Origin of the sequence: Pantoea phyllosphaerae, assembly GCF_051025595.1 — a bacterium.
Classification (GTDB): Bacteria; Pseudomonadota; Gammaproteobacteria; order Enterobacterales; family Enterobacteriaceae; genus Pantoea.
Genome location: NZ_JBPFDE010000004.1, coordinates 206234 through 231032 on the forward strand (window position 1 = coordinate 206234; position 24799 = coordinate 231032).

Annotated in this window: 24 protein-coding genes and 2 tRNA genes; 20 read left to right on the top strand and 6 right to left on the bottom strand. The window is 58.2% G+C overall.

Features of this window, described 5'->3' with window-relative positions:
* Window positions 1-29 precede the first annotated feature (29 nt).
* The 16 genes from ftsH to ACR6A7_RS08075 all read left to right on the top strand — a co-directional run bounded on the left by ftsH (window position 30) and on the right by ACR6A7_RS08075 (window position 17238).
* Window positions 30-1955 (top strand): ATP-dependent zinc metalloprotease FtsH, encoded by a 1926-nt coding sequence (gene ftsH / locus ACR6A7_RS08000; protein WP_033749306.1) that lies wholly within the window; start codon window positions 30-32, stop codon window positions 1953-1955.
* Window positions 1956-2036: 81 nt separating this feature from the next.
* The gene (gene folP / locus ACR6A7_RS08005) at window positions 2037-2870 is read left to right on the top strand and encodes a dihydropteroate synthase (RefSeq protein WP_434124301.1); all 834 of its coding nucleotides are present in this window, start codon (window positions 2037-2039) and stop codon (window positions 2868-2870) included.
* A 7-nt stretch (window positions 2871-2877) separates the two neighbouring features.
* A complete protein-coding gene (gene glmM, locus ACR6A7_RS08010) occupies window positions 2878-4212 on the top strand; it encodes a phosphoglucosamine mutase (protein ID WP_434124302.1) in 1335 nt (444 codons plus the stop codon).
* 216 nt (window positions 4213-4428) lie between these two features.
* Window positions 4429-4758: a preprotein translocase subunit SecG gene (gene secG, locus ACR6A7_RS08015; protein WP_033749638.1), complete on the top strand. Its 330-nt coding sequence runs from the start codon at window positions 4429-4431 to the stop codon at window positions 4756-4758.
* A gap of 48 nt (window positions 4759-4806) precedes the next feature.
* Window positions 4807-4893: transfer RNA gene (locus tag ACR6A7_RS08020), tRNA-Leu, on the top strand.
* A gap of 58 nt (window positions 4894-4951) precedes the next feature.
* A tRNA-Met gene (locus tag ACR6A7_RS08025) sits at window positions 4952-5028 on the top strand.
* A gap of 209 nt (window positions 5029-5237) precedes the next feature.
* Window positions 5238-5690: a ribosome maturation factor RimP gene (gene rimP / locus ACR6A7_RS08030; protein WP_033749310.1), complete on the top strand. Its 453-nt coding sequence runs from the start codon at window positions 5238-5240 to the stop codon at window positions 5688-5690.
* A gap of 24 nt (window positions 5691-5714) precedes the next feature.
* Complete coding sequence (gene nusA, locus ACR6A7_RS08035) at window positions 5715-7202, top strand: transcription termination factor NusA (RefSeq protein ID WP_434124303.1); 1488 nt, start codon at window positions 5715-5717, stop codon at window positions 7200-7202.
* A 17-nt stretch (window positions 7203-7219) separates the two neighbouring features.
* Window positions 7220-9907, top strand: a complete 2688-nt coding sequence (gene infB, locus ACR6A7_RS08040) for a translation initiation factor IF-2 (RefSeq protein ID WP_434124304.1) — start codon at window positions 7220-7222, stop codon at window positions 9905-9907.
* A gap of 65 nt (window positions 9908-9972) precedes the next feature.
* A complete protein-coding gene (gene rbfA, locus ACR6A7_RS08045; RefSeq protein ID WP_033749639.1) occupies window positions 9973-10380 on the top strand; it encodes a 30S ribosome-binding factor RbfA in 408 nt (135 codons plus the stop codon).
* A complete protein-coding gene (gene truB, locus ACR6A7_RS08050; RefSeq protein WP_434124305.1) occupies window positions 10380-11324 on the top strand; it encodes a tRNA pseudouridine(55) synthase TruB in 945 nt (314 codons plus the stop codon). The genes rbfA and truB overlap by 1 nt, the downstream gene beginning before the upstream one ends.
* A 118-nt stretch (window positions 11325-11442) precedes the next feature.
* Window positions 11443-11712: a 30S ribosomal protein S15 gene (rpsO, locus tag ACR6A7_RS08055; protein ID WP_033749314.1), complete on the top strand. Its 270-nt coding sequence runs from the start codon at window positions 11443-11445 to the stop codon at window positions 11710-11712.
* A 307-nt stretch (window positions 11713-12019) separates the two neighbouring features.
* A complete protein-coding gene (gene pnp / locus ACR6A7_RS08060; protein WP_434124306.1) occupies window positions 12020-14155 on the top strand; it encodes a polyribonucleotide nucleotidyltransferase in 2136 nt (711 codons plus the stop codon).
* Between the two features lie 131 nt (window positions 14156-14286).
* Entirely contained in the window at window positions 14287-15171 is an 885-nt protein-coding gene (gene nlpI, locus ACR6A7_RS08065; protein WP_033749316.1) for a lipoprotein NlpI, read from the top strand.
* A gap of 104 nt (window positions 15172-15275) precedes the next feature.
* Entirely contained in the window at window positions 15276-15332 is a 57-nt protein-coding gene (yrbN, locus tag ACR6A7_RS08070) for a protein YrbN (protein WP_100229640.1), read from the top strand.
* 16 nt (window positions 15333-15348) lie between these two features.
* On the top strand, window positions 15349-17238 hold the full coding sequence (locus tag ACR6A7_RS08075) for a DEAD/DEAH family ATP-dependent RNA helicase (protein WP_434124307.1): 1890 nt from the start codon (window positions 15349-15351) through the stop codon (window positions 17236-17238).
* Window positions 17239-17292: 54 nt separating this feature from the next.
* Here ACR6A7_RS08075 and ACR6A7_RS08080 read toward each other — a convergent pair whose 3' ends face one another.
* Window positions 17293-18039 (bottom strand): SDR family NAD(P)-dependent oxidoreductase, encoded by a 747-nt coding sequence (locus ACR6A7_RS08080; protein ID WP_434124308.1) that lies wholly within the window; start codon window positions 18037-18039, stop codon window positions 17293-17295.
* A gap of 179 nt (window positions 18040-18218) precedes the next feature.
* Here ACR6A7_RS08080 and ACR6A7_RS08085 point away from each other — a divergent pair, with 179 nt between their 5' ends.
* On the top strand, window positions 18219-19121 hold the full coding sequence (locus ACR6A7_RS08085; RefSeq protein ID WP_434124309.1) for an AraC family transcriptional regulator: 903 nt from the start codon (window positions 18219-18221) through the stop codon (window positions 19119-19121).
* Between the two features lie 18 nt (window positions 19122-19139).
* Here the strand turns inward: ACR6A7_RS08085 and ACR6A7_RS08090 are convergent, their stop codons facing one another.
* From ACR6A7_RS08090 to ubiU, 3 genes are all read right to left on the bottom strand, one after another.
* Window positions 19140-20150: a luciferase-like monooxygenase gene (locus ACR6A7_RS08090; RefSeq protein ID WP_434124310.1), complete on the bottom strand. Its 1011-nt coding sequence runs from the start codon at window positions 20148-20150 to the stop codon at window positions 19140-19142.
* A gap of 116 nt (window positions 20151-20266) precedes the next feature.
* Window positions 20267-21148 carry a U32 family peptidase gene (locus ACR6A7_RS08095; RefSeq protein WP_434124311.1) on the bottom strand — a complete coding sequence of 294 codons (882 nt, stop codon included), beginning with the start codon at window positions 21146-21148 and terminating at the stop codon, window positions 20267-20269.
* 10 nt (window positions 21149-21158) lie between these two features.
* Window positions 21159-22154 carry a ubiquinone anaerobic biosynthesis protein UbiU gene (gene ubiU / locus ACR6A7_RS08100; RefSeq protein ID WP_434124312.1) on the bottom strand — a complete coding sequence of 332 codons (996 nt, stop codon included), beginning with the start codon at window positions 22152-22154 and terminating at the stop codon, window positions 21159-21161.
* A gap of 203 nt (window positions 22155-22357) precedes the next feature.
* Between ubiU and ubiT the strand changes: the two genes are divergently transcribed.
* Window positions 22358-22882, top strand: coding sequence for a ubiquinone anaerobic biosynthesis accessory factor UbiT (ubiT, locus tag ACR6A7_RS08105; RefSeq protein WP_434124313.1), 525 nt, complete (start codon window positions 22358-22360; stop codon window positions 22880-22882).
* Complete coding sequence (locus ACR6A7_RS08110; protein WP_434124314.1) at window positions 22876-23382, top strand: GNAT family N-acetyltransferase; 507 nt, start codon at window positions 22876-22878, stop codon at window positions 23380-23382. The genes ubiT and ACR6A7_RS08110 overlap by 7 nt, the downstream gene beginning before the upstream one ends.
* On the opposite strand, the gene ACR6A7_RS08115 is transcribed toward ACR6A7_RS08110, so the two are convergent.
* Window positions 23366-23653, bottom strand: a complete 288-nt coding sequence (locus ACR6A7_RS08115; protein ID WP_048781979.1) for a GIY-YIG nuclease family protein — start codon at window positions 23651-23653, stop codon at window positions 23366-23368. The two genes, ACR6A7_RS08110 and ACR6A7_RS08115, sit on opposite strands and share 17 nt — an antisense overlap.
* A gap of 90 nt (window positions 23654-23743) precedes the next feature.
* On the opposite strand from ACR6A7_RS08115, the gene ACR6A7_RS08120 reads away from it, so the two are divergent.
* Window positions 23744-24190 (top strand): YhbP family protein, encoded by a 447-nt coding sequence (locus ACR6A7_RS08120; RefSeq protein ID WP_434124315.1) that lies wholly within the window; start codon window positions 23744-23746, stop codon window positions 24188-24190.
* A gap of 18 nt (window positions 24191-24208) precedes the next feature.
* Here ACR6A7_RS08120 and ACR6A7_RS08125 read toward each other — a convergent pair whose 3' ends face one another.
* The gene (locus ACR6A7_RS08125; RefSeq protein WP_033749328.1) at window positions 24209-24730 is read right to left on the bottom strand and encodes a type 1 glutamine amidotransferase domain-containing protein; all 522 of its coding nucleotides are present in this window, start codon (window positions 24728-24730) and stop codon (window positions 24209-24211) included.
* Between the last annotated feature and the right edge of the window lie 69 nt (window positions 24731-24799).

The following is a 24799-nucleotide window of genomic DNA, read 5'->3' on the forward strand; positions in this document are numbered from 1 at the left end:
TGTAATATGAGGTTAATCCCTTGAGTGACATGGCGAAAAACCTGATTCTCTGGTTAGTCATCGCGGTCGTGCTGATGTCAGTATTCCAGAGCTTTGGGCCCAGCGAGTCGAATGGCCGTAGGGTTGATTATTCAACCTTCCTGTCGGAAGTGAACCAGGATCAGGTCCGCGAGGCACGTATTAACGGGCGTGAGATTAACGTAATCAAGAAAGACAGTAATAAATACACGACCTACATTCCTGTCAACGATCCCAAGTTACTCGATAACCTGTTGACCAAAAACGTCAAAGTAGTCGGCGAACCGCCGGAAGAACCGAGCCTGCTGGCTTCGATCTTCATCTCCTGGTTCCCAATGCTGCTGCTGATTGGCGTGTGGATCTTCTTTATGCGTCAAATGCAGGGCGGCGGTGGCAAAGGCGCAATGTCCTTTGGCAAGAGTAAAGCCCGTATGCTGACGGAAGATCAGATCAAAACCACTTTCGCTGACGTGGCAGGCTGTGACGAAGCGAAAGAGGAAGTAGGCGAACTGGTCGAGTATCTGCGCGAACCGAGCCGCTTCCAGAAGCTGGGCGGTAAAATTCCCAAAGGCGTGCTGATGGTGGGCCCGCCGGGTACCGGTAAAACCCTGCTGGCAAAAGCGATCGCGGGTGAAGCGAAAGTGCCGTTCTTCACCATTTCGGGTTCTGACTTCGTGGAAATGTTCGTGGGCGTCGGCGCATCTCGCGTGCGCGACATGTTCGAACAGGCCAAGAAAGCCGCTCCTTGCATCATCTTTATCGATGAGATCGACGCCGTCGGTCGTCAGCGCGGCGCAGGTTTAGGCGGCGGTCACGATGAACGTGAACAGACCCTGAACCAGATGCTGGTTGAGATGGATGGTTTTGAAGGCAACGAAGGCATTATCGTTATTGCCGCGACGAACCGTCCTGACGTTCTTGACCCGGCGCTGCTGCGTCCAGGCCGCTTTGACCGTCAGGTTGTCGTGGGGCTGCCAGACGTGCGCGGCCGCGAACAGATTCTGAAAGTGCATATGCGCCGTGTGCCGCTGGCGACCGATATCGACGCAGGTATTATCGCGCGCGGTACGCCGGGCTTCTCCGGTGCGGATCTCGCCAACCTGGTGAACGAAGCGGCGCTCTTTGCCGCACGCGGCAACAAGCGCGTGGTATCGATGGTGGAGTTCGAGAAAGCGAAAGACAAAATCATGATGGGTGCGGAACGCCGCTCCATGGTGATGACGGAAGCGCAGAAAGAATCTACCGCGTATCACGAAGCGGGCCACGCGATTATCGGCCGCCTGGTCCCGGAGCACGATCCGGTGCATAAGGTCACGATTATTCCGCGCGGACGTGCGCTCGGCGTGACCTTCTTCCTGCCTGAAGGCGACGCCATTAGCGCCAGCCGTCAGAAGCTGGAAAGCCAGATCTCTACCCTGTACGGCGGCCGCCTGGCTGAAGAGATTATCTACGGTGCGGAACACGTTTCCACCGGCGCCTCTAACGACATCAAAGTGGCCACCAACCTGGCGCGCAACATGGTGACGCAGTGGGGCTTCTCTGAAAAGCTGGGTCCGTTGCTCTATGCGGAAGAAGAGGGCGAGGTGTTCCTTGGCCGTTCCGTGGCGAAAGCGAAACATATGTCTGACGAAACCGCGCGCATTATCGACCAGGAAGTTAAACACCTGATCGACAGCAACTATCAGCGCGCGCGCCGTATTCTGAGCGAGAACATGGACATCCTTCACGCGATGAAAGACGCGCTGATGAAGTATGAAACCATTGATGCGCCGCAGATCGACGACCTGATGGCGCGCCGCGAAGTGCGTCCGCCAGCAGGCTGGGAAGATCCGGGCAGCAACTCCGACAGCAACGGCACGCCGAAGGCGCCGCGTCCGGTCGATGAACCGCGCACGCCGAATCCTGGCAACACCATGTCAGAGCAGTTCGACAAATAACAGGGTTTCACCCTTGCAAAAACCCCGGCTGGTCCGGGGTTTTTTACATCCGTAATCAGGTCATCAGAGGAGATTTTCCCCATGAAGTTGTACGCTCGTGATACCCATCTCGATTTGTCGTTTCCCCATGTGATGGGAATTTTGAATGTCACGCCGGACTCCTTCTCCGATGGTGGAAAACATCACACGCTGGTCGAGGCGCTGACGCATACCAATGAAATGGTTAACGCGGGCGCGACTATTATCGATGTCGGCGGCGAATCGACCCGTCCGGGAGCGGATGAGGTAAGCGTTGAGGAGGAGCTGGCGCGCGTTATTCCAGTAGTAGAGGCGATCGCACAGCGTTTCGAGGTGTGGATTTCGGTTGATACCTCAAAAGCCGAGGTCATCCGCGAAGCGGCGCGAGCGGGCGCTCACATCATCAACGATATTCGCTCGCTCTCGGAACCCGGCGCGCTGGAAGCGGCAGCGGCGGCTAATTTGCCGGTTTGCCTGATGCATATGCAGGGCGAGCCGCGCACGATGCAGCAGGCGCCGGAGTATCGCGATGTGGTAAGTGAAGTGGATGCTTACTTCGTGGACCAAATCGCGCGCTGCGTGGCTGCGGGCATCAAAAAAGAATATCTGCTGCTCGACCCGGGCTTCGGTTTCGGTAAGAATCTCAACCACAACTATGAGCTGCTGGCCCACCTTGGCCATTTTCACCATTTCGGGCTGCCGCTGCTGGTGGGCATGTCGCGTAAATCTATGATTGGTCAGCTGTTGAACGTCGGGCCTTCGCAGCGACTGACGGGCAGCCTGACCTGCGCAACGATCGCTGCGATGCAGGGCGCGCAGATCGTTCGCGTACATGACGTTAAAGAGACGGTCGAAGCGATGCGCGTTGTCGAGGCGACACGGAGAGCAAAAGGATAATTAAGGCATGAGTAATCGTAAATATTTTGGTACGGACGGCATTCGCGGCAAGGTTGGCGAAGCGCCGATTACCCCTGACTTTGTACTGAAGCTGGGCTGGGCAGCGGGCAAGGTGCTGGCGCGCCACGGCTCACGAAAAGTGCTGATTGGTAAAGATACGCGTATCTCTGGCTACATGCTGGAGTCGGCGCTGGAAGCGGGCCTGGCTGCAGCGGGCTTGTCCGCCGCCTTTACCGGCCCGATGCCGACGCCCGCCATCGCCTATCTGACGCGCACCTTCCGCGCCGAAGCGGGCATCGTCATCTCCGCGTCGCACAACCCGTTTGACGACAACGGCATTAAATTCTTCTCCGCCGAAGGCACCAAGCTGCCGGACGAGGTAGAAGAGGCGATTGAGCTGGAAATGGAGAAGCCGCTAACCTGCGTTGAGTCCGCCGAGCTGGGGCGCGCCAGCCGCATCGTAGATGCTGCCGGCCGCTATATTGAGTTCTGCAAGGGCACCTTTCCGAGCGAGCTCAGCCTTAACGGCCTGAAAATCGTGGTCGACTGCGCCAACGGCGCCACCTACCACATTGCGCCGAACGTGCTGCGCGAGCTGGGCGCTACCGTTGTCGCCATCGCTACTCAGCCTGACGGCATGAATATCAACAAAGCGTGCGGCGCAACCGATCTGAGCATGCTGCAGCAGCGCGTGCTGGCGGAGAAGGCAGATATCGGCCTGGCTTACGACGGCGACGGTGACCGCATCATGATGGTTGACCATCTGGGCGAGAAGGTCGATGGCGACCAGATCCTCTACATCATTGCGCGCGAAGGGCTGCGTCAGGGGCAGCTGCGCGGTGGCGTGGTCGGCACCCTGATGAGCAACATGGGCCTTGAGCTGGCGCTGAAGCAGCTTGGCATTCCTTTCGCCCGCGCCAAAGTGGGCGACCGCTACGTGCTGGAAAAGATGCAGGAAAAACACTGGCGTCTCGGTGCGGAGAACTCTGGCCACGTTATTCTGCTGGATAAAACCACCACCGGCGACGGCATTGTAGCAAGTTTGCAAGTGCTCACTGCAATGGTGCGCAACCATATGAGTCTGCATGACCTGTGCAGCGGCATGAAGATGCTGCCGCAGGTGCTGGTCAACGTGCGCTTCAGCGGCACCGGCGATCCGCTGGAAGACGAGGCGGTAAAAAGCGTGACGGCGGAGGTGGAAAAGACGCTGGCGGGACGCGGACGCGTGCTGCTGCGTAAATCGGGCACCGAGCCGTTGATTCGCGTGATGGTCGAAGGGGAAAACGAAGCGCAGGTCACCGAGCTGGCGCATCGTATCGCCGAGCAGGTTAAAGCAGTTTAAGGCGCAAACGGCGGACGGTTTTACGCCGATCCGCCGTTAAAATCATCAGGATGGCGCTTTTTTCCGCAGTCGATCGCAGCGAAGAAAATTACCCTTGCAGAGGGGGGCGCCTTTGGTTAGTATTCACACCCGCTTCTGATGGGTGATGACGACACGGCCCATCTATACTGGCTGAAGCTTAACTGTGCGGTAATCGCGCAAGGAAACAGGTTGATTATGTACGAAGCTCTTTTAGTTATCTTCCTTATTGTGGCCATCGCCCTCGTGGGTTTGATTATGCTGCAGCAAGGTAAAGGCGCTGATATGGGAGCCTCATTCGGTGCAGGCGCATCCGCAACGCTGTTTGGTTCTACGGGTTCAGGTAACTTCATGACTCGCATGACCGGCATTCTCGCGGCGCTGTTCTTCATCATCAGCCTTGTTCTGGGTAACCTGAACACCAATAAGACTTCAAAAGGAAGCGAGTGGGAAAATCTGTCAGCGCCGGCGCAGTCAACGACCCAGCCTGCACAACCGGCAACGCCGGGTAACGATATCCCGAAATAAGTTCGTCATGCTTGCGACGCGACAGATTCAAGTCGCGGTCTGAACAGTGCCGAGGTGGTGGAATTGGTAGACACGCTACCTTGAGGTGGTAGTGCCCGATTGGGCTTACGGGTTCAAGTCCCGTCCTCGGTACCAAATCTGGTTTTACTTGCAAATATCGCAAGATCAGCGTAACATTCGTCACGTTTTCGGACGCGGGGTGGAGCAGCCTGGTAGCTCGTCGGGCTCATAACCCGAAGGTCGTCGGTTCAAATCCGGCCCCCGCAACCACTTTCCCTTAGAGTTCTTTTTCAAATATACTGTGTGCATCGACGGACGCATCGCAGCGAGTTTTGAAAAAAATTCTTCTGGACGGTGCCGAGCCGCTTAGCGGCGTACAGGGTCCAGTCACAAAAAGCCCCGAATTTTCGGGGTTTTTTGTTATCAGGAAATCGCAACACTGGGCTATTAAGCCCTTTTTTTATGTCTTGGGGGTGGGCTTGTCCACATTAGAGCAAAAATTGACAGAGTTGGTATCGGCTCCGGTAGAAGCGCTCGGCTACGAACTGGTCGGTATCGAATTCGTTCGTGGTCGCACATCAACCCTGCGCATCTATATTGATAGTGAAGATGGCATCAATGTCGATGATTGCGCGGATGTCAGCCACCAGGTAAGCGCGGTGCTGGATGTGGAAGATCCCATCACCGTGGCTTACAACCTTGAAGTCTCCTCACCGGGACTGGATCGCCCGATGTTTACTGCAGAACACTACGTGCGGTATACAGGCGAAGAAGTCAGTCTGGTCCTGCGTATGGCGGTACAAAACCGTCGTAAATGGCAGGGCATCATCAAGTCGGTCGACGGCGAGATGGTGACGGTGACCGTTGAGGGTAAAGACGAGGTGTTCGCGCTGAGTAATATTCAGAAAGCGAACCTGGTCCCCCACTTTTAAAAGTCCGGATTGAGGCTAACCAGGATGAACAAAGAGATCTTAGCTGTTGTAGAAGCCGTTTCTAACGAAAAAGCCCTGCCGCGTGAGAAAATCTTCGAAGCGCTGGAGAGCGCGCTGGCAACTGCAACCAAGAAGAAATACGAGCAAGAGATTGACGTTCGCGTCAGCATCGATCGCAAAAGCGGCGACTTCGACACCTTCCGCCGTTGGGAAGTGGTAGAAGAAGTAACGCAGCCGACGCGCGAGATCACGCTGGAGGCAGCCCGCTTCGAGGATGAAGCGTTCAATCTGGGCGATTACGTTGAAGATCAGATCGAATCGGTCACCTTTGACCGCATCACCACCCAGACGGCGAAGCAGGTTATCGTGCAGAAAGTGCGCGAAGCTGAGCGCGCGATGGTGGTCGATCAGTTCCGCCAGCATGAAGGCGAGATCATCACCGGCGTAGTGAAGAAAGTGAATCGCGACAACATCACCCTGGATCTCGGCAGCAACGCCGAAGCGGTGATTTTGCGTGAAGATATGCTGCCGCGTGAGAACTTCCGTCCGGGCGACCGTATTCGCGGCGTGCTTTATGCCGTCCGTCCGGAAGCGCGCGGCGCGCAGCTGTTCGTGACCCGTTCTAAGCCAGAGATGCTGATCGAACTGTTCCGCATCGAGGTGCCGGAAATCGGCGAAGAAGTGCTTGAAATTAAAGCGGCAGCTCGCGATCCGGGTTCACGCGCTAAGATTGCGGTGAAAACCAACGATAAACGCATCGACCCGGTCGGCGCCTGCGTCGGCATGCGCGGCGCGCGCGTCCAGGCTGTATCCAGCGAACTGGGCGGCGAGCGTATCGATATCGTGCTGTGGGACGACAACCCGGCGCAGTTTGTTATTAACGCCATGGCTCCGGCCGACGTGGCGTCAATCGTGGTTGATGAAGATAACCACACCATGGATATCGCTGTTGAAGCCGGCAATCTGGCTCAGGCGATCGGCCGTAACGGCCAAAACGTGCGTCTGGCTTCCCAGCTGAGTGGCTGGGAGCTGAACGTGATGACCGTCGATGATCTGCAGGCGAAACACCAGGCCGAAGCGCATGCTGCTATTGATATGTTTACTAAACATCTCGACATCGACGAAGAGTTCGCCACCGTACTGGTGGAAGAGGGCTTCTCTTCGCTGGAAGAGCTGGCATACGTGCCGATCAACGAGCTGCTGGACGTTGATGGTCTGGACGAAGAGACCGTAGAAGCCCTGCGCGAACGAGCCAAAAATGCGTTAACCACCCTGGCGCTGGCGAAAGAAGAGAGCCGTGGTAATCAGGAGCCCGCTGAGGATCTTCTGAATCTCGACGGCCTGGATCGTACGCTGGCGTACCGCCTGGCGGCGAAAGGCGTTTGCACGCTGGAAGATCTCGCCGAGCAAGGTGTCGACGACCTGACGGATATTGAAGGGCTGAATGATGAGCAAGCCGGCGCGCTGATTATGGCCGCGCGAAATATCTGCTGGTTCGGCGATGACGCGTAATAACAGGAAGGAACAGCATGACAGATGTAACCGTAAAATCGCTGGCCGCAGAGATTCAGACCCCGGTCGATCGCCTGGTTCAGCAATTTGCTGACGCAGGGATCCGCAAGTCGGAGAACGACGCGGTCACGCAGCAAGAGAAAGAAACTTTATTGTCTCACCTCAATCGCGAGCATGGTCAGACCGGCTCTGGCAAGTTAACATTGCAGCGTAAGACGCGCAGTACCTTGAATATCCCAGGCACCGGGGGTAAAAGTAAATCGGTGCAAATCGAAGTCCGCAAAAAGCGCACCTACGTGAAAGGTGATGCGGAAGCTGAACAGGCAGAAGCAGAAGCCCAGGCTCAGCGTGAAGCGGAAGAAAAGGCGCAACGCGAGGCTGAAGAAAAAGCCCGTCGCGAAGCTGAAGAAAAAGCGCAACGTGAAGCCGAAGAGAAAGCCAAGCGCGAAGCCGCTGAAAAGGCGAAGCGTGAAGCAGCGGAAAAAGAAAAAGTGACGAATCATCAAACCGACGATATGACCAAGGCTGCGCAGTCCGACAAAGCCCGTCGCGAAGCCGAAGCGGCTGAACTGAAGCGTAAAGCGGAAGAAGAAGCGCGCCGTAAGCTCGAAGAAGACGCGCGCCGCGTCGCTGAAGAAGCGCGCCGCCTGGCTGAAGAAAAATCAGCTGAGTGGGAAAAACCTGAAGAAGAGGATAAAGGCGACTATCACGTCACTACCTCGACTCATGCCCGTCAGGCGGAAGACGAGAACGACCGTCAGGTAGAAGCGGGTCGCGCACGCGCGCGCACCACAGCTAAAGCGACGCGTCCGGCGAAGAAAGGCAACAAGCATTCTGAAGCCAAAACCGATCGCGAAGAAGCGCGCGCGCAGATTCGTGGCGGCAAAGGCGGTAAACACCGCAAGCCAAGCGCACTGCAGCAGGGCTTCAACAAACCGGCTCAGGTTGTTAACCGCGACGTCATTATTGGCGAAACTATCACCGTAGCCGAGCTGGCTAATAAAATGGCGGTGAAAGGTTCGCAGGTCATTAAAGCGATGATGAAGATGGGTGCCATGGCGACCATCAACCAGGTCATCGACCAGGAAACGGCTCAGCTGGTGGCGGAAGAGATGGGTCACAAAGTGATCCTGCGCCGCGAGAACGAGCTGGAAGAAGCGGTAATGAGCGATCGCGATACCGATGCCGCGCAGGAATCTCGCGCGCCGGTTGTGACCATCATGGGCCACGTCGACCACGGTAAAACCTCGCTGCTGGACTACATCCGTTCGACCAAAGTCGCCTCGGGCGAAGCGGGCGGCATTACTCAGCACATCGGTGCTTACCATGTCGAAACCGACAACGGCATGATCACCTTCCTCGACACCCCGGGCCACGCCGCGTTTACCGCGATGCGTGCGCGTGGTGCGCAGGCGACGGATATCGTTATCCTCGTGGTGGCGGCTGACGACGGCGTGATGCCGCAGACCATCGAAGCAATCCAGCACGCGAAAGCGGCGGGTGTGCCGGTTGTGGTTGCCGTCAACAAAATCGATAAGCCGGAAGCCGATCCGGATCGCGTCAAGAACGAACTGACGCAGTACGGCATCATTCCGGAAGAGTGGGGCGGCGAAAACATGTTCGTCAACGTCTCTGCGAAAGCCGGTACCGGTATCGACGACCTGCTGAATGCGATTCTGCTGCAGGCGGAAGTGCTGGAGCTGACCGCGATTCGCGAAGGCATGGCAAGCGGCGTGGTAATCGAATCCTTCCTGGATAAAGGCCGTGGTCCGGTTGCTACCGTACTGGTGCGCGAAGGTACCCTGAACAAAGGCGACATCGTGCTGTGCGGCTTCGAATATGGCCGTGTGCGTGCGATGCGCGACGAGCTGGGCCGCGAAGTCATGGAAGCGGGTCCGTCTATTCCGGTGGAAATTCTCGGTCTCTCCGGCGTGCCGGCAGCGGGCGACGAAGCGACCGTGGTGCGTGACGAGAAGAAAGCGCGTGAAGTTGCGCTCTACCGTCAGGGCAAGTTCCGCGAAGTCAAACTGGCGCGTCAGCAGAAGGCGAAGCTGGAGAACATGTTCGCCAACATGACCGAAGGCGAAGTTTCCGAGCTGAACATCGTGCTGAAGTCCGACGTCCAGGGCTCTGTGGAAGCGATCTCCGACTCGCTGCTGAAACTCTCCACCGACGAAGTGAAGGTGAAGATCATCGGTTCGGGCGTGGGTGGTATTACCGAAACCGACGCCACGCTGGCTGCGGCGTCCAACGCCATCATTCTCGGCTTCAACGTGCGTGCCGATGCCTCTGCGCGTCGCGTCATCGATGCTGAAAACGTCGACCTGCGTTACTACTCCGTCATCTATAATCTGATCGACGAAGTAAAAGCGGCGATGAGCGGCATGCTGGCGCCGGAGTTCAAACAGCAGATTATCGGTCTGGCTGAAGTGCGCGATGTGTTCAAGTCACCGAAATTCGGCGCGATTGCCGGCTGTATGGTTACCGAAGGCAACATCAAGCGTCACAACCCGATCCGCGTGCTGCGCGATAACGTGGTTATCTATGAAGGCGAGCTGGAATCTCTGCGTCGCTTCAAGGATGACGTCAACGAAGTGCGTAACGGCATGGAGTGTGGTATCGGCGTGAAGAACTACAACGACGTTCGCGTTGGCGATATGATCGAAGTGTTCGAAGTGATCGAAGTTAAGCGCACCATCGAATAAGCATTACGCGATGTGTTGCAATTTGGGAGGCCGCTGGCCTCCCGAATTATTTTGGAGAGATGATTATGGCGAAAGAATTTGGCCGTCCGCAGCGCGTGTCGCAGGAGCTGCAAAAAGAGATTGCCATCATTCTGCAGCGCGAGATTAAAGATCCGCGTCTTGGCATGATGGTGACGGTATCCGGCGTGGAAGTGTCGCGCGACCTCGCGTATGCCAAAGTGTTTGTCACCTTCCTTAACGACAAAGACGAAGAGGCCGTTAAAAATGGCCTGAAGGCGCTGAAAGAAGCCTCTGGCTATATCCGTATTCTGCTCGGCAAAGCGATGCGTCTGCGTATCGTGCCGGAACTGACCTTCTTCTACGACAATTCGCTGATTGAAGGTATGCGCATGTCGAACCTGGTGTCGAACGTCATCAAAAACGACGTCGAGCGCCGCGGTGAAAACCCGGCGGAAGATGACAAGGAGGACTGATGAGTCGTCCTCGTCGTCGCGGTCGCGACGTCCACGGTGTGTTCCTGCTCGACAAGCAGCAGGGCGCGTCGTCCAACGATGTGCTGCAAAAAGTTAAACGTCTGTTTAACGCTAACAAGGCGGGCCACACCGGCGCGCTCGATCCGCTGGCGACCGGCATGCTGCCGATTTGTCTCGGCGAAGCGACCAAGTTCTCCCAGTATCTGCTCGACTCGGATAAGCGTTATCGCGTCATTGCGCGCCTCGGCGAGCGCACCGATACGTCCGACGCCGACGGCAATATCGTCGAAACGCGCACGGTCTCCTTTAGCCAGGATCAACTCGACGCGGCGCTGGAGAGCTTTCGCGGCGAGACGATGCAGGTGCCGACCATGTTTTCGGCGCTGAAGTATCAAGGCCGAAAGCTGTATGAGTACGCGCGTGAAGGGGTGACCGTGCCGCGCAAAGCGCGTCCGATTACCGTCTTTGAGCTGCAGTTTATTCGCTGGGAAGGCGATGAGCTGGAGCTGGAAATTCACGTCTCCAAAGGCACCTATATCCGCACCATTATCGACGATCTGGGCGAGAAGCTCGGCTGCGGCGCGCATGTCATTATGCTGCGTCGTTTGCAGGTGGCGCGCTATCCGATCGAAAAGATGATGACGCTGGAGCAGCTGCAGGCCGTCGCGGCGACGGTAAACGCGGCGGAAATACCTGATTACGCGCCGCTCGACGCGCTTTTACTGCCGATGGATAGCCCGGCGGACGCATTTCCCATCGTTAATCTGCCTTCCGCCGTCGCCGCTTATTTTAAACAGGGCATGCCGGTTCAGGCAGCGGATGCGCCGCAGCAGGGGCTGGTGCGCGTTACCGAAGGCGATGCGCATAAATTTATCGGCATGGCGGAAATCGCGGCTGACGGACGCGTCGCGCCGCGTCGCCTGGTGGTGGAGTATCCGGCGTAACGTTACGCAACGTCGTATTTGCGTTGCTCTCGGGCGAAGAGTAGAATAGCGCGGCTTTAAAGCGGGTAGCTGAATTAGAGATCGGCGCCCATACATTCATTTATTACTGGAGTTTATTATGTCTCTAAGCGTAGAAGCTAAAGCAGAGATCGTTGCTAAATACGGTCGTGGCGCTAACGACAGCGGCTCAACTGAAGTTCAGGTTGCACTGCTGACTGCCCAGATTAGCCACCTGCAGGGTCACTTCTCTGAGCACAAGAAAGACCACCACAGCCGTCGCGGTCTGCTGCGCATGGTATCTCAGCGTCGTAAGCTGCTGGACTACCTGAAGCGTAAAGACGTTGCACGCTACACCAGCCTGATCGAAAGCCTGGGTCTGCGTCGCTAAGTCTGAAGAATCTGATCAAGGATGTAGCGCAGAGAGTTTGCGAAAAAACGCGTCTTGCGATCAGATTCGTGCGAGTTTCACGAAAAGGGGGCCTTTATGGCCCCTTTTTTCGAGCAATGCGCAGCAATCCGGACCAAACTCATGTATTGTTGCAGTGAGTGATCTTCGTTTGCAGAGGTTCGCGCGGCTAATGAGAGGCTTTACCGCAGATTCGGTTAAGGGTTGTCATTAGTCGCGAGGATGCAACTGAAGATCGGTAATCCATGGCACGCCAGAAAGGCGCTGCCCCGAAGTTAAGGAATTCATTTTGCTGAACCCGATCGTACGTCAATTCCAATATGGTCAGCATACCGTCACGCTGGAAACCGGCATGATGGCGCGCCAGGCCACCGCAGCCGTTATGGCCAGCATGGACGACACCGCTGTATTTGTTACCGTTGTTGGCCAGAAAAAAGCCAAACCCGGTCAGGACTTCTTCCCGCTGACCGTGAACTACCAGGAGCGTACCTACGCGGCTGGCCGTATCCCGGGCAGCTTCTTCCGTCGCGAAGGCCGTCCAAGCGAAGGCGAAACCCTGATTGCGCGTCTGATTGACCGCCCGATTCGTCCGCTGTTTCCGGAAGGCTTCGTTAACGAAGTTCAGGTTATCGCCACCGTGGTTTCCGTAAACCCGCAGGTCAACCCGGATATCGTCGCGATGATCGGCGCCTCTGCCGCACTGGCGCTGTCAGGCCTGCCGTTCAACGGCCCGATCGGTGCCGCGCGCGTCGGCTACATCAACGACCAGTATGTGCTGAACCCGACCGCTGACGAAATCAAACAGTCTCGTCTGGATCTGGTGGTTGCCGGTACGCAGAACGCGGTACTGATGGTTGAGTCCGAAGCGGATATCCTGACCGAAGATCAGATGCTGGGTGCAGTGGTGTTTGGCCACGAGCAGCAGCAGACCGTTATCGAAAACATCAATTCTCTGGTCGCCGAAGCGGGTAAACCGCGCTGGGACTGGCAGCCTGAGCCGGCTAACGACGCGCTGATCGCACGCGTTGCCGCCCTGGCTGAAGCGCGCATCAGCGACGCTTACCGCATTACTGACAAGCAAGAGCGTTACACCCAGGTTGGCGTCATCAAAGACGAAACCATCGCTGCGCTGCTGGCTGAAGACGAAACGCTGGATGATGCTGAAATCGGCGACATCGTTCACAGCCTGGAAAAGAACGTGGTGCGTACCCGTATCCTGAACGGCGAACCGCGTATTGACGGCCGTGAAAAAGATATGATCCGTGGCCTGGACGTGCGCACCGGCGTACTACCGCGCACGCACGGCTCGGCGCTGTTCACCCGTGGCGAAACGCAGGCGCTGGTCGCCGCGACGCTGGGTACCGCGCGCGACGCGCAGAACCTGGACGAGCTGATGGGCGAACGCACCGACAGCTTCCTGTTCCACTACAACTTCCCTCCGTACTCGGTAGGCGAAACCGGTATGGTCGGCTCGCCGAAGCGTCGTGAGATTGGTCACGGTCGTCTGGCGAAGCGCGGCGTGCTGGCTGTAATGCCGAAGCAGGAAGAGTTCCCGTACACCGTACGCGTTGTTTCTGAAATCACCGAATCTAACGGCTCCTCTTCTATGGCTTCCGTGTGCGGTGCATCTCTGGCGCTGATGGATGCTGGCGTGCCGATCAAAGCGGCCGTTGCAGGCATCGCGATGGGCCTGGTGAAAGAAGATGAGAAGTTCGTGGTGCTGTCTGACATCCTCGGCGACGAAGATCACCTCGGCGATATGGACTTCAAAGTAGCCGGTAGCCGTGAAGGTATCACCGCGCTGCAGATGGACATCAAAATCGAAGGCATCACCCGCGAAATCATGCAGGTTGCGCTGAATCAGGCCAAAGGTGCGCGTCTGCACATCCTGGGCGTGATGGAGCAGGCAATCAGCACGCCGCGCAAAGAGATCTCTGAGTTCGCGCCGCGCATTTACACCATCAAGATCAATTCAGACAAGATCAAAGATGTGATTGGTAAAGGCGGTTCCGTGATCCGTGCGCTGACCGAAGAAACCGGCACCACCATCGAAATCGAAGACGACGGCACCGTGAAAATCGCGGCGACCGACGGTCTGAAGGCGAAAGAGGCGATTCGTCGCATCGAAGAAATTACCGCCGAGATCGAAGTGGGCCGTGTTTACAGCGGTAAAGTGACCCGTATCGTCGACTTTGGCGCCTTCGTCGCCATCGGCGGCGGCAAGGAAGGTCTGGTACACATTTCTCAGATTGCGGACAAGCGCGTAGAGAAAGTGACCGACTATCTGCAGATGGGCCAGGAAGTGCCGGTTAAGGTACTGGAAGTGGACCGTCAGGGCCGCGTCCGTCTGAGCATCAAAGAAGCGACAGAGTCTAAGCCTCAGGGCGAAGAAGCTGCCGTGACCAGCGCGCCAGACGCAGAGTAATTCCCTGTTTGCCTCTCCTTATCCCATTGCGGATGGGAGAGGCGTTTGTGTCATCGCGAGGGCGGGAATCCTTGTGCACAGCAGGCGGATAACAGGAGCGTTGTCCTAATGTTTGTATTCGGGAGTGGGAAATGAAGCCTTTTTTGCGCTGGTGTTTTGTTGCGACAGCTATCACGCTGGCAGGATGCAGCAACTCCAATTGGCGTAAGAACGAAGTTCTTGCAGTACCTCTACAGCCCACACTGCAGCAGGAAGTGATTCTGGCGCGAATGGAACAAATTCTTGCCAGTCGCGCCCTTACCGATGATGAACGCGCACAGCTATTATATGAGCGCGGAGTGTTGTATGATAGTCTCGGTCTGAGAGCACTCGCGCGGAACGATTTCTCGCAAGCGCTGTCTATAAGACCAGATATGCCGGAAGTGTTTAACTATCTCGGCATATATTTAACGCAGGCAGGCAATTTTGATGCTGCCTATGAAGCGTTTGATTCTGTACTTGAGCTTGATCCAACTTACAATTATGCGCATTTAAACCGTGGTATCGCCCTCTATTACGGCGGTCGATACAAGTTAGCGCAAGATGATCTGCTGGCGTTTTATCAAGACGATCCCAACGATCCTTTCCGCAGCCTGTGGCTCTATCTCGACGAACGTGAGATGGATGCTGATAAGGCGAAAGTTGCGCTGCAGCAGCGTTACGACAAAGCGGCCCGCGATCAATGGGGATGGAACATTGTCGAATTCTACCTTGGCGACATCAGTGAAAGCACGCTGATGGAACGTCTCAAGGCAGACGCAACGGATAACACCTCGCTCGCTGAACATCTCAGTGAAACCAACTTCTATTTAGGTAAGCACTACCTAAGTCTGGGGGAGAAGGACAACGCGAAAGCGCTGTTCAAACTGGCGGTGGCCAACAACGTCAATAACTTTGTTGAACACCGATACGCATTGTTGGAACTGGCGCAACTCGGCCAGACACAAGACGATTTATCAGAATCTGACCAGCAATAGCTGACGAACTTTTATTGCCTGAACTACCTGTAAAGTCATCATCTTCAGGATGAGGGCTTTTCTGTTCGTCAAAACTTCTAATTTGAGCCGGTTCACACTTTTTGATGAAAATGACTGAAAATTTTCACGACGAGTTATGTAGACTGGCCGCCGCAATCTAAGAGGCACGTGTACTACATGACTGATATCCAAACCACTTTTGCTGACCTGGGCCTGAACGCCGACATCCTCGAATCACTGAACGGCATGGGCTATGTTAAGCCTTCTCCGATCCAGGCTGAGTGTATTCCTCACCTGCTGGCGGGCCGTGACGTACTGGGCATGGCGCAGACCGGCAGTGGTAAAACCGCAGCGTTCTCGCTGCCGCTGTTAAACAACATTGATCCTTCTCTTCGCGCACCGCAGATCCTGGTGCTGGCGCCGACCCGCGAGCTGGCGGTTCAGGTTGCCGAAGCGATGACCGAATTCTCTAAACATATGCGTGGTGTCAACGTTGTGGCCCTTTACGGCGGCCAGCGTTATGACGTGCAGCTGCGCGCGCTGCGTCAGGGCCCGCAAATCGTAGTCGGCACCCCGGGTCGTCTGCTCGACCACCTGAAACGCGGCACGCTGGATCTCTCTAACCTGCGTGGCCTGGTGCTGGACGAAGCTGATGAAATGCTACGTATGGGCTTCATCGAAGACGTTGAAACCATCATGGCGCAGATCCCGGAAGGTCATCAGACCGCGCTGTTCTCAGCGACCATGCCGGAAGCGATCCGCCGCATCACCAAACGTTTCATGAAAGATCCGCAGGAAGTGCGCATCCAGTCTAGCGTTACCACGCGCCCGGACATCAGCCAGTCTTACTGGACGGCGTACGGTCGTAAAACCGACGCGCTGGTGCGTTTCCTGGAAGCGGAAGATTTTGATGCCGCTATTATCTTTGTGCGTACCAAAAACGCGACGCTGGAAGTGGCTGAAGCGCTGGAGCGCAACGGCTACAACAGCGCCGCGCTGAACGGCGATATGAACCAGGCACTGCGTGAGCAGACCCTGGAGCGCCTGAAAGATGGTCGCCTCGATATCCTGATCGCTACCGACGTTGCGGCGCGTGGTCTCGATGTGGAACGCATCAGCCTGGTCGTTAACTACGATATTCCGCTGGACGCTGAGTCTTACGTTCACCGTATCGGTCGTACCGGCCGTGCCGGTCGTGCGGGTCGCGCACTGCTGTTCGTCGAGAACCGCGAGCGTCGTCTGCTGCGCAACATTGAGCGCACCATGAAGCTGACCATTCCAGAAGTGGAACTGCCGAATGCCGAACTGCTGAGCACCCGTCGTCTGGAGAAATTCGCCGCACGCGTACAGCAGCAGCTGGAAAGCAGCGATCTGGACCAGTATCGTGCGCTGCTGGAGAAACTCTCTCCGCAGGACGAGCTGGATATGGAAACGCTGGCCGCCGCGCTGCTGAAAATGGCGCAGGGCGAACGCCCGCTGATCGTCCAGCCGGACGCGCCGCGTCCGCAGCGTCGTGAGTTCCGCGATCGTGACGACCGTCGTGATGACCGTCGCAGCCCGCGTGACAACCGTGAAGGCGGCGATCGTCCGCGTCGCGAACGTCGCGACGTTGGCGAAATGGAACTCTACCGCATTGAAGTGGGCCGTGATGACGGCGTTGAAGTGCGTCACATCGTCGGCGCTATCGCCAACGAAGGCGACATCAGCAGCCGCTACATCGGCAACATCAAGCTGTTCGGCACCCACTCAACTATCGAGCTGCCGAAAGGCATGCCGGGCGATATCCTGCAGCACTTCACCCGCACGCGTATTCTCAATAAACCGATGAATATGCAGCTGCTGGGCGATGCGCAGCAGCAGAGCGAAGCGCGCGGCGAACGCCGCGGCGGCGGCCGTGATTTCGGCGGCGAGCGTCGTGGCGGCGGCAACCGTGAAGGTGGTCGCGAAGGCGGACGTCGTTTCTCTTCCGAGCGTCGTGAAGGCGGACGCAGCTTCAACCGTGAAGGCGGTCGCGGTCCGCGTCGCGAAGAAGGCGCTGCTGCAGCGCCGCGTCGTCGCGAGTTCTAATCAGCCTCGCTGATTGATAAAAAGGGAAGCCTCCGGGCTTCCCTTTTTTTTGCCTTACGCGCCGCCCGCAATCAGCACACGCTCGCCGCTGATATAGGCCGCCTCTTCCGAGGCGAGAAACAGCGCCACCTGCGCCACATCTTCCGGCAGGCCGAAACGCCCAAGCGGCGTCGCCGCCAGTAACTGCGCCTTGAGCTGCGGATTGAGCTTCTTCGCGGAGAGCAGCCCTTCCGTCATAATGATGCCCGGCGCCAGCGCGTTAACGCGAATATTGCGCGGGCCCAGCTCGCGCGCCAGCCCCTGCGTCAGCGTATCGATCGCGCCTTTGGTGGTCGCCCAGAGCACAGAGCCCGGCGTGCTCTGCTGGCTGTTGAGCGCGCTGAGATTGATGATGCAGCCGCCGTGCGGCGGAAAACGCCGCGCCGCCTGCTGGCAAACCAGCAGCGTACCCAGCAGATTCACGTTAAGCTGCTGCTGCATCTCCAGCAGGCTCAGGGCGCTAAACTCGCCGTGATGGAACTGACCGGCGTTATTGACCACAATATCGGGCGCACCAAAGCAGGCCAGCGTGGTGTCGAACAGCTGCTCGACGTCCGCTTCGCGGGAAATATCTGCCTGCACCGCCAGCCCTTCGCTGCCCAGGGTGCGAATGTCGCTCACCACATCTGCCGCGCCCACCTCATCCTGGCGGTAGTTGACCACTACGCGCGCGCCAGCTGCAGCGAACGCCGTAGCAATCGCTGCGCCAATGCCCTTTGAGGCGCCCGTCACCAGCGCAATTTTTCCGTCAAGTGCTTTCATTTTGTCTCTCCACCTGCGTATGCGTGTGCAAAATATGCGCTTTCAGGCCGAATGGGCGGTAGCGCAATCCTGCAAGTCTCTTGCACGATCCTGCAAATCTGGCGGCGAGGCGGCTGCGTTCGTTACCGCTTCGGGTAACATATCAGCCACAGCTCACTCGCGGAGATTAAGGAGAGGATATGGCGGAACCGGCGCAGCTGGCGCTTCTGGCGCAGCTTATCGCGCGTCATGCGGCCGACGATGGCCGTCACGACAGTGCGATTGATTTTCTCTTTTTCGGCCGTAGCTCCCGGCCGTCCGAACCGACCTATCATGCGCAATGGGCCAGCTTTGCGCTGGTGGCGCAGGGCGGAAAAGCGCTGCGGATGGGGGAGGAGATCATTCATTACGGCCCCGGCGATCTGCTGCTGGTGACGATGGATATGCCGGTACGCTCCTGCGTCACGGTCGCCACGCCTGAGAAGCCGAACCTTGGCATCGGCATCGCAATAAACGAAGAGAGACTGATGCGCTATCTCGAAACGTTTCCGCTCACTTCGCCGCTGGTGGAAGCGCGCACCGAGCGCGGCATCGCGGCACACAAAGTGTCGCCGCTGCTAGTGGATGCGGTTATCCGTCTGATTCGCCTGCTGGATCAGCCGCAGGATATCGCCGCGCTGGCGCCGCTTATCGAGCAGGAGATCTTCTATCGTCTGCTGACCGGTCCGGAAGGGGGCCGCATCCTCAATATGGCGCTGGCGGAGCGGCCGGGCAACAAGGTGGCGCGCGCGGCGCGCTGGCTGCGGGAGAATTTTCAACAGCCGCTGAAAATCGGCTGGCTTGCCAGCAGCGTCGGCATGAGCGCCTCTTCGCTGCACCATCATTTCAAAGCGGTCACCGCAATGACGCCGATGCAGTATCAGAAGCAGCTGCGTCTCAACGAGGCGCGACGGCTGATGATGATAGAGAAGCTGGATGCCGGAACGGCGGGCTATCGCGTGGGATACCAGAGCGCGTCGCAGTTCAGCCGGGAGTACAGCCGTTTTTACGGCCGATCTCCCGCGCGCGACGTGCGCCAGCTGGCGGTGGGGCCGGAAGCGTAGCGCCCACCGCAGAAGCGTTTACAGCGAGCGGGCCGCTTCCATCGCAATGGCGAAGGAGCGCAGACGTGCCTCAGTATCGAAAATTTGGCCGTTGACCATAATCTCGTCCGCCTGAGTCTCGCGCATCAGCCCGGCCAGGCCGTGACGCACTTTATCGGCATCGCCCACCAGCGACATGCTCAGCGCCTGCTGCACGCCATACTGTTCCGACGGCGACCACAGATTATCCATGTTTTCCACCGGCGCAGGCAGCGGGCCCGGCTTGCCGCGGCGCAGGTTGATAAACTGCTGCTGCTGCGAGGTAAACAGGAAACGCGCGTCGCGCTCGCTGTCGGCGGCGACAACGTTGATGCAGACCATGGCGTACGGCTTGTCCAGACGCGCCGAAGGCTGGAATTTTTCACGATAGAGATGCAGCGCCTGGAACAGCTGATCGGGCGCGAAGTGCGACGCAAAGGCGAATGGCAGGCCGAGCTGCGCCGAGAGCTGTGCGCTGTAGAGGCTGGAGCCAAGCAGCCAGACCGGGATCTTCATGCCCAGGCCAGGCACAGGCTGAACCGGCGGCTGCGCATCTTCGTCAGCGTCGAACCAGTTAAGCAGCTCCTGAACATCATCCGGGAAGGTGTCCGCATGGATGCTGGAGAGGTGGCGACGCAGCGCCATCATGGTGCGCTGGTCGGAGCCCGGCGCGCGGCCGAGGCCTAAATCGATGCGGCCGGGATAGAGCGACGCCAGGGTGCCGAACTGTTCGGCGATTACCAGCGGCGCATGGTTTGGCAGCATAATGCCGCCCGATCCCAGATGCAGCGTCGTGGTGTTGGCCGCCAGATAGCCGATCAGCACCGAGGTCGCCGCGCTGGCGATGCCGGTCATATTATGGTGCTCGGCCAGCCAGTAACGTTCATAGCCCAACGCTTCCGCCTGACGCGCCAGCGCCAGCGAGGTATGAAAGGCATCGCGCGGGGTAGAACCCTGTGGAATCGGCGCCAGATCCAGCACGGAAAGACGAAGGGGTTTTTTATCAGACATGGGCACTCCAGTTGGGTATGGCGCAGGTGATGATTAACCTGCACCGACCAGTATTGCGTAATAATGCCCATATTAAAACTGCTAACAAAGGCAGGCGGCTAGCCTGTATGTGCCTTTCAGGATGTCAGCAGCCTCATGCCGGCCACTTTACGCCAGTAGCCGTTGCAGTCATTGCTGTTGGCCATCATTAACGGCGACAGCCCCTCTTCATTAGCGCGGAAGCGGGCAATCTCATCCAGCGTCGCGGTGCTTTGCGGCGACAGACGCAGAATATCGACCCAGCCGCGCATGCCAGCCAGGTCGTTGCCGAGGTTGTAGCAGTAGCCGCTCATGGTCTGAATACCGTTCAGCACAAATACCTGCTGACCTTCCTGCGAGTGGACGCGGCGTCCGTTAGGGTAGTTGATGCAGCAGGTCTGGCAGTCGTCTTTGGCGCGATGTTCGGCGCGGGCGGTAAAGCAGCGCGCCGAGAGCGCCAGCGGCAGATAGCCGTAGCCCAGCACCTCGACTTCGAACCGGCTGCGGATGTTGCGCTCCTCGCTCTGCTGCAGCAGCTGCAGCAGCCAGTCGCGCGACATCTCCACCGGCATGCACCAGCGCGTCATTCCTTCTTTTACCAGCAGGTGCAGGGTTTCGACGTTATAGACGTTAAGCGTTGGCCCGGCGACAAAGGGAAGACCGCGCTCGGCCGCCATATTCACCGTGCCGACGTCGTTGGCCTCAATGAGAAACTCGCCGTTATCGACGTAGCGCTTCAGCTCTTTCAGCTCCGAAGGCGACTGCAGCAGCGCCAGCGTGCTCAGTACGACCTGCTTGCCGCTGGCCGCCAGCTCGCGCGCCATTTCCATCCAGCGCTGATACGAGGTGGCGCGCCGTTTGCTGCACACCGCTTCACCGAGGTAGATGATATCCGCGCTGCTGCTCGCCGCCTGCTGGTAAAAGCTCGCCAGCTGCTCTGTCGGCCAGTACCACAGCACCGGACCGATTGCGTATTGCATTCTCTTCTCCTTATTGCCATTCACGGTGGTAAGCGCCAAGCGTGGTCTGCGAGCCTTCGGAGAGCTCATCAAGCGCCGCCGTCCAGGCCTCGGTGACGGCAAAGTTTCCCGGCTCGCGCCTGCAGCGATCGATCGCCTGTCGCCAGACGCGCGCCACCTGCGCGACATAGGCCGGGCTGCGCTGACGTCCTTCGATCTTCACCGAGGCGACGCCCGCGCGCAGCAGCTCCGGCAGCAGCGTCAGGGTATTGAGGCTGGTGGGCTCCTCCAGCACGTGGTAGCGCTGCCCGTCGACCTGATAGCGGCCTTTGCACAGGGTGGGATAGCCAGCGCTCTCATCCGGCGCGTAGCGGTCAATCAGCACGTCGTTAAGCCGCGACTCCATGCCGCTGGGCGTTTGCTGCCAGCGCACGAACTTCGCCGGCGAACAGGCGCCCGCGCTGTTGGGCGATTCGCCGGTCAGCCACGAAGAGAGATAGCAGCGGCCTTCCGCCATAATGCAGAGGCTGCCGAAGGCGAATACCTCGAGCGGCACCGGCGTCTCGCGCGCCAGCTGTTTCACCTGATGCAGAGACAGCACGCGCGGCAGCACCACGCGGCTCAGCGCGAAGTGACGATGATAGAAGCGCACCGCTTCCAGGTTGGTGGCGGAGGCCTGCACCGACAGATGGCGTTCAACCTCGGGGTAGCGCTGTGCGGCGTACTCCAGCGTCGCGATATCGGCAAGGATCAGCGCGTCCGCGCCGTTCTGCGCCGCCACGTCGATGGCGCGTTGCCAGCGGCCCATACCGTCAGGATGAGCGAAGGTATTAATGGCGACATGTAATTTACGGCGATGCTGATGCAGATAGCGCGCCGCTTCCATCAGCTTCTTGTCGGTAAAGTTCAGCCCGGCGAAGTGGCGCGCGTTGGTGTCATCTTTTAATCCGACATACACCGCATCGGCGCCATTCTCCACCGCTGAACGCACGGCGGGCAGATTACCGGCCGGACACAGCAGTTCCATAGTGATCCCTCGTCGACAGGATAAGGCGACGAGTCTAGGCAAGCGGCTGGAGGGAAATGTTGATTTGGGGCAGTGATTCGCCAGTTGACGCGACGGATAGCGGAAAATTTGCGCAGCGTGGCGGTGAATTTATTGATCTCGGCTGCAGCGTGCGGCGGCGGATGTGGCAATATACCTAAAATTTTCTGAAGGGAGAGACGACGGTGTTTCAACAGTTACGCGCTGAGTTAGTAAAAAAAGGCCCAAAATTCCTTGCCTTACCTGTTTCTCTAACCCCGTTCCCGTTAAAAAAAGCCTTTCTGCAACAACTCCTGAACTGGCAATTTCGTCATGCTTTGGCGGAAGGTGAGTTAGACTTTCTGCAGGCGCGTCATCTGGGTATTGAGATCGCGGATGTGGGTTTACGCTGGATTACCACCATTGAAGAGGGCCAGCTCAGGGTCGTACAGCATGCCGAGGCGGACGTCTGGTTTCGCGGCAATGCTAACGATCTGCTGCTGGTCGCCGCCCGTAAAGCGGATCCGGATATGCTGTTTTTCCAGCGTCGTCTGCTGATTGAAGGCGACACGGAGCTGGGACTAGAGGTAAAAAACCTGATGGATGCTCTGGAACTTGAGGCCATGCCCACGGCGTTGCGCACGGGACTGCAGCAGCTGGCTGCGTTTGTCGAAGCGGGAATGAAACAGGACGCGAAGGCCGCACAGGCGCGCGCGGAGAGTGTATGTTAATTCGCACAGAAATAGGGGTGGATGCGGCAAGCATCGACAGTTTGTTAAGACGCAGCTTTAAGACCGAAGCGGAAGCCGAGCTGGTTCAGCAGCTTCGGGAAGACGGGCTGCTGACGCTGGGCGTGGTGGCGACGGACGACGAAGGCCAGGTGCTGGGCTACGCCGCGTTCAGCCCGGTAACCTTGCAGGGCGAAGACCGCAACTGGGTTGGCCTGGCGCCGCTGGCAGTAGACGAAAGCGTACGCGGCCAGAAAATCGGCGAGCAGCTGATCTACGCCGGGCTGGATACGCTGAATGAGTTTGGCTATGGCGCGGTGGTGGTGGTGGGGGATCCCGCTTATTACAATCGCTTCGGCTTTGAGCCTGCCGCGCGCCACGGATTACGCTGCCGCTGGCCGGGCGCCGAAGCGGCGTTTCAGGTTTATCGCCTGGCGGATGACGCTTTTGTCGGCGCGGAAGGCGAGATCGATTTTGCCGAGCCCTTTAACCGGCTTGCGTAAGCCAGCTGGCGAGGCAGTCTGGCTGCTGCGCCACCAGCCGCAGCTTCTGCTGGCGGCTGAGCTGTTTAACCTGGTACTCCAGCCGCGACGCCGCGGCGCGGTCGCCAGCGTCGCAGCGATACACCAGCGCCAGCGGGCCTCTGCCGCGCAGCGCGCGCGCGCCGCGTCCGGCTGCATGCTGTTCGACGCGCCGCGTTACGTCGGTGGTGATGCCGGTGTAGAGCGCCCCAGCGGCGGTCTGGACGATATAGAGCTGCCAGCCCTCATTCATAATCTGCATCCCTGAATCTTTACTGCCGGGCAGTGTAGCGCGCCAGCGGCGCGGCGGCTATCCGGCGATCTTTGCACGGAGCAACAGAACGTGTCTGACCATTCTCATCTGGTGCGTTACCTGAAAAAACAGCATGTCCTCTCTCTTTGCTGCCAGTCTGACGGCGATCTCTGGTGTGCCAACTGCTTCTACGTCTTTAACGAGGCGCGTATGGCGTTCTGGCTGATGACCGCACCCGACACGCGCCATGGGGCGCTGCTGCAGGCGAATCCGCAGGTCGCGGGCACGGTGAACGGCCAGCCGAAAACCGTGCTGCTGATTAAAGGCGTGCAGTATCGCGGCCATATCACGCTGCTCGACGGCGACGCGGAAGCGCAGGCGCGCAAGGCGTATCAAAAACGTTTTCCGGTGGCGCGCAAAGTCTCTGCGCCGCTGTGGGAGATTCAGCTGGAGGAGGTCAAGATGACCGATAACGCGCTGGGATTTGGTAAAAAAATCAGCTGGCGGCGGGAAGAAAATGAAATCCCTTTCCCCTGAGGGAAAGGGAAACCGGCATTACGACGCCTGTAGTATACGCAGCGACTCGCGGTTAAAGGCGGGCAGATCGTCTGGCGTACGGCTGGTGACGAGACGATCGTCATCCACAATCACCTCTTCGTCATAGAAGTCCGCGCCGGCATTGCGCAAATCGATAGCGATCGCCTTCACGCAGGTCATCTTGCGGCCGCGCACGCCGTTGGCGCTGATTAGCAGCTGCGGACCGTGGCAGATAGCGAAAATCGGTTTGCCGCTGGCGACGAACTCTTTGGTAAAGGCGACGAAGCGGTCGTCGCTGCGCAGCGAATCAGGCGAGTGGCCGCCTGGCAGCAGCAGCGCGTCAAACTCGGCCGGGCTGACCTCGTCGATGGCGCGGTCGATTTTCACCTGCGCTTCGCCCTGTTTGCCGGTGACGGTTTTGCCCGCCTCTTTCTCAATGGTCACCACCTCGAAGCCCGCCTGTTTGTAGGCGTCGGCCGGCGAGGTGAACTCTGAGTCTTCAAATTCGTCGGTAATCAACACCGCAATCTTCTTGCTCATTTTTCCCCTCCTCATGATGGTTTGCGCACGATGCGCTCTCCTGATGAACAGGTTAAGCCTGGTTGTTTA

Excerpts from the sequence above, each read along its gene's own strand:
- truB (WP_434124305.1), top strand. The coding sequence starts at position 10,380 with ATGAGTCGTCCTCGTCGTCGCGGTCGCGACGTCCACGGTGTGTTCCTG.
- ftsH (WP_033749306.1), top strand. The coding sequence starts at position 30 with ATGGCGAAAAACCTGATTCTCTGGTTAGTCATCGCGGTCGTGCTGATG.
- ACR6A7_RS08110 (WP_434124314.1), top strand. The coding sequence starts at position 22,876 with ATGTTAATTCGCACAGAAATAGGGGTGGATGCGGCAAGCATCGACAGT.
- rbfA (WP_033749639.1), top strand. The coding sequence starts at position 9,973 with ATGGCGAAAGAATTTGGCCGTCCGCAGCGCGTGTCGCAGGAGCTGCAA.
- ACR6A7_RS08095 (WP_434124311.1), bottom strand. The coding sequence starts at position 21,148 with ATGCAATACGCAATCGGTCCGGTGCTGTGGTACTGGCCGACAGAGCAG.
- ACR6A7_RS08075 (WP_434124307.1), top strand. The coding sequence starts at position 15,349 with ATGACTGATATCCAAACCACTTTTGCTGACCTGGGCCTGAACGCCGAC.
- folP (WP_434124301.1), top strand. The coding sequence starts at position 2,037 with ATGAAGTTGTACGCTCGTGATACCCATCTCGATTTGTCGTTTCCCCAT.
- rpsO (WP_033749314.1), top strand. The coding sequence starts at position 11,443 with ATGTCTCTAAGCGTAGAAGCTAAAGCAGAGATCGTTGCTAAATACGGT.
- ubiU (WP_434124312.1), bottom strand. The coding sequence starts at position 22,154 with ATGGAACTGCTGTGTCCGGCCGGTAATCTGCCCGCCGTGCGTTCAGCG.
- secG (WP_033749638.1), top strand. The coding sequence starts at position 4,429 with ATGTACGAAGCTCTTTTAGTTATCTTCCTTATTGTGGCCATCGCCCTC.
- nusA (WP_434124303.1), top strand. The coding sequence starts at position 5,715 with ATGAACAAAGAGATCTTAGCTGTTGTAGAAGCCGTTTCTAACGAAAAA.
- infB (WP_434124304.1), top strand. The coding sequence starts at position 7,220 with ATGACAGATGTAACCGTAAAATCGCTGGCCGCAGAGATTCAGACCCCG.
- ACR6A7_RS08090 (WP_434124310.1), bottom strand. The coding sequence starts at position 20,150 with ATGTCTGATAAAAAACCCCTTCGTCTTTCCGTGCTGGATCTGGCGCCG.
- ACR6A7_RS08115 (WP_048781979.1), bottom strand. The coding sequence starts at position 23,653 with ATGAATGAGGGCTGGCAGCTCTATATCGTCCAGACCGCCGCTGGGGCG.
- nlpI (WP_033749316.1), top strand. The coding sequence starts at position 14,287 with ATGAAGCCTTTTTTGCGCTGGTGTTTTGTTGCGACAGCTATCACGCTG.
- ACR6A7_RS08125 (WP_033749328.1), bottom strand. The coding sequence starts at position 24,730 with ATGAGCAAGAAGATTGCGGTGTTGATTACCGACGAATTTGAAGACTCA.
- glmM (WP_434124302.1), top strand. The coding sequence starts at position 2,878 with ATGAGTAATCGTAAATATTTTGGTACGGACGGCATTCGCGGCAAGGTT.
- ACR6A7_RS08085 (WP_434124309.1), top strand. The coding sequence starts at position 18,219 with ATGGCGGAACCGGCGCAGCTGGCGCTTCTGGCGCAGCTTATCGCGCGT.
- ACR6A7_RS08080 (WP_434124308.1), bottom strand. The coding sequence starts at position 18,039 with ATGAAAGCACTTGACGGAAAAATTGCGCTGGTGACGGGCGCCTCAAAG.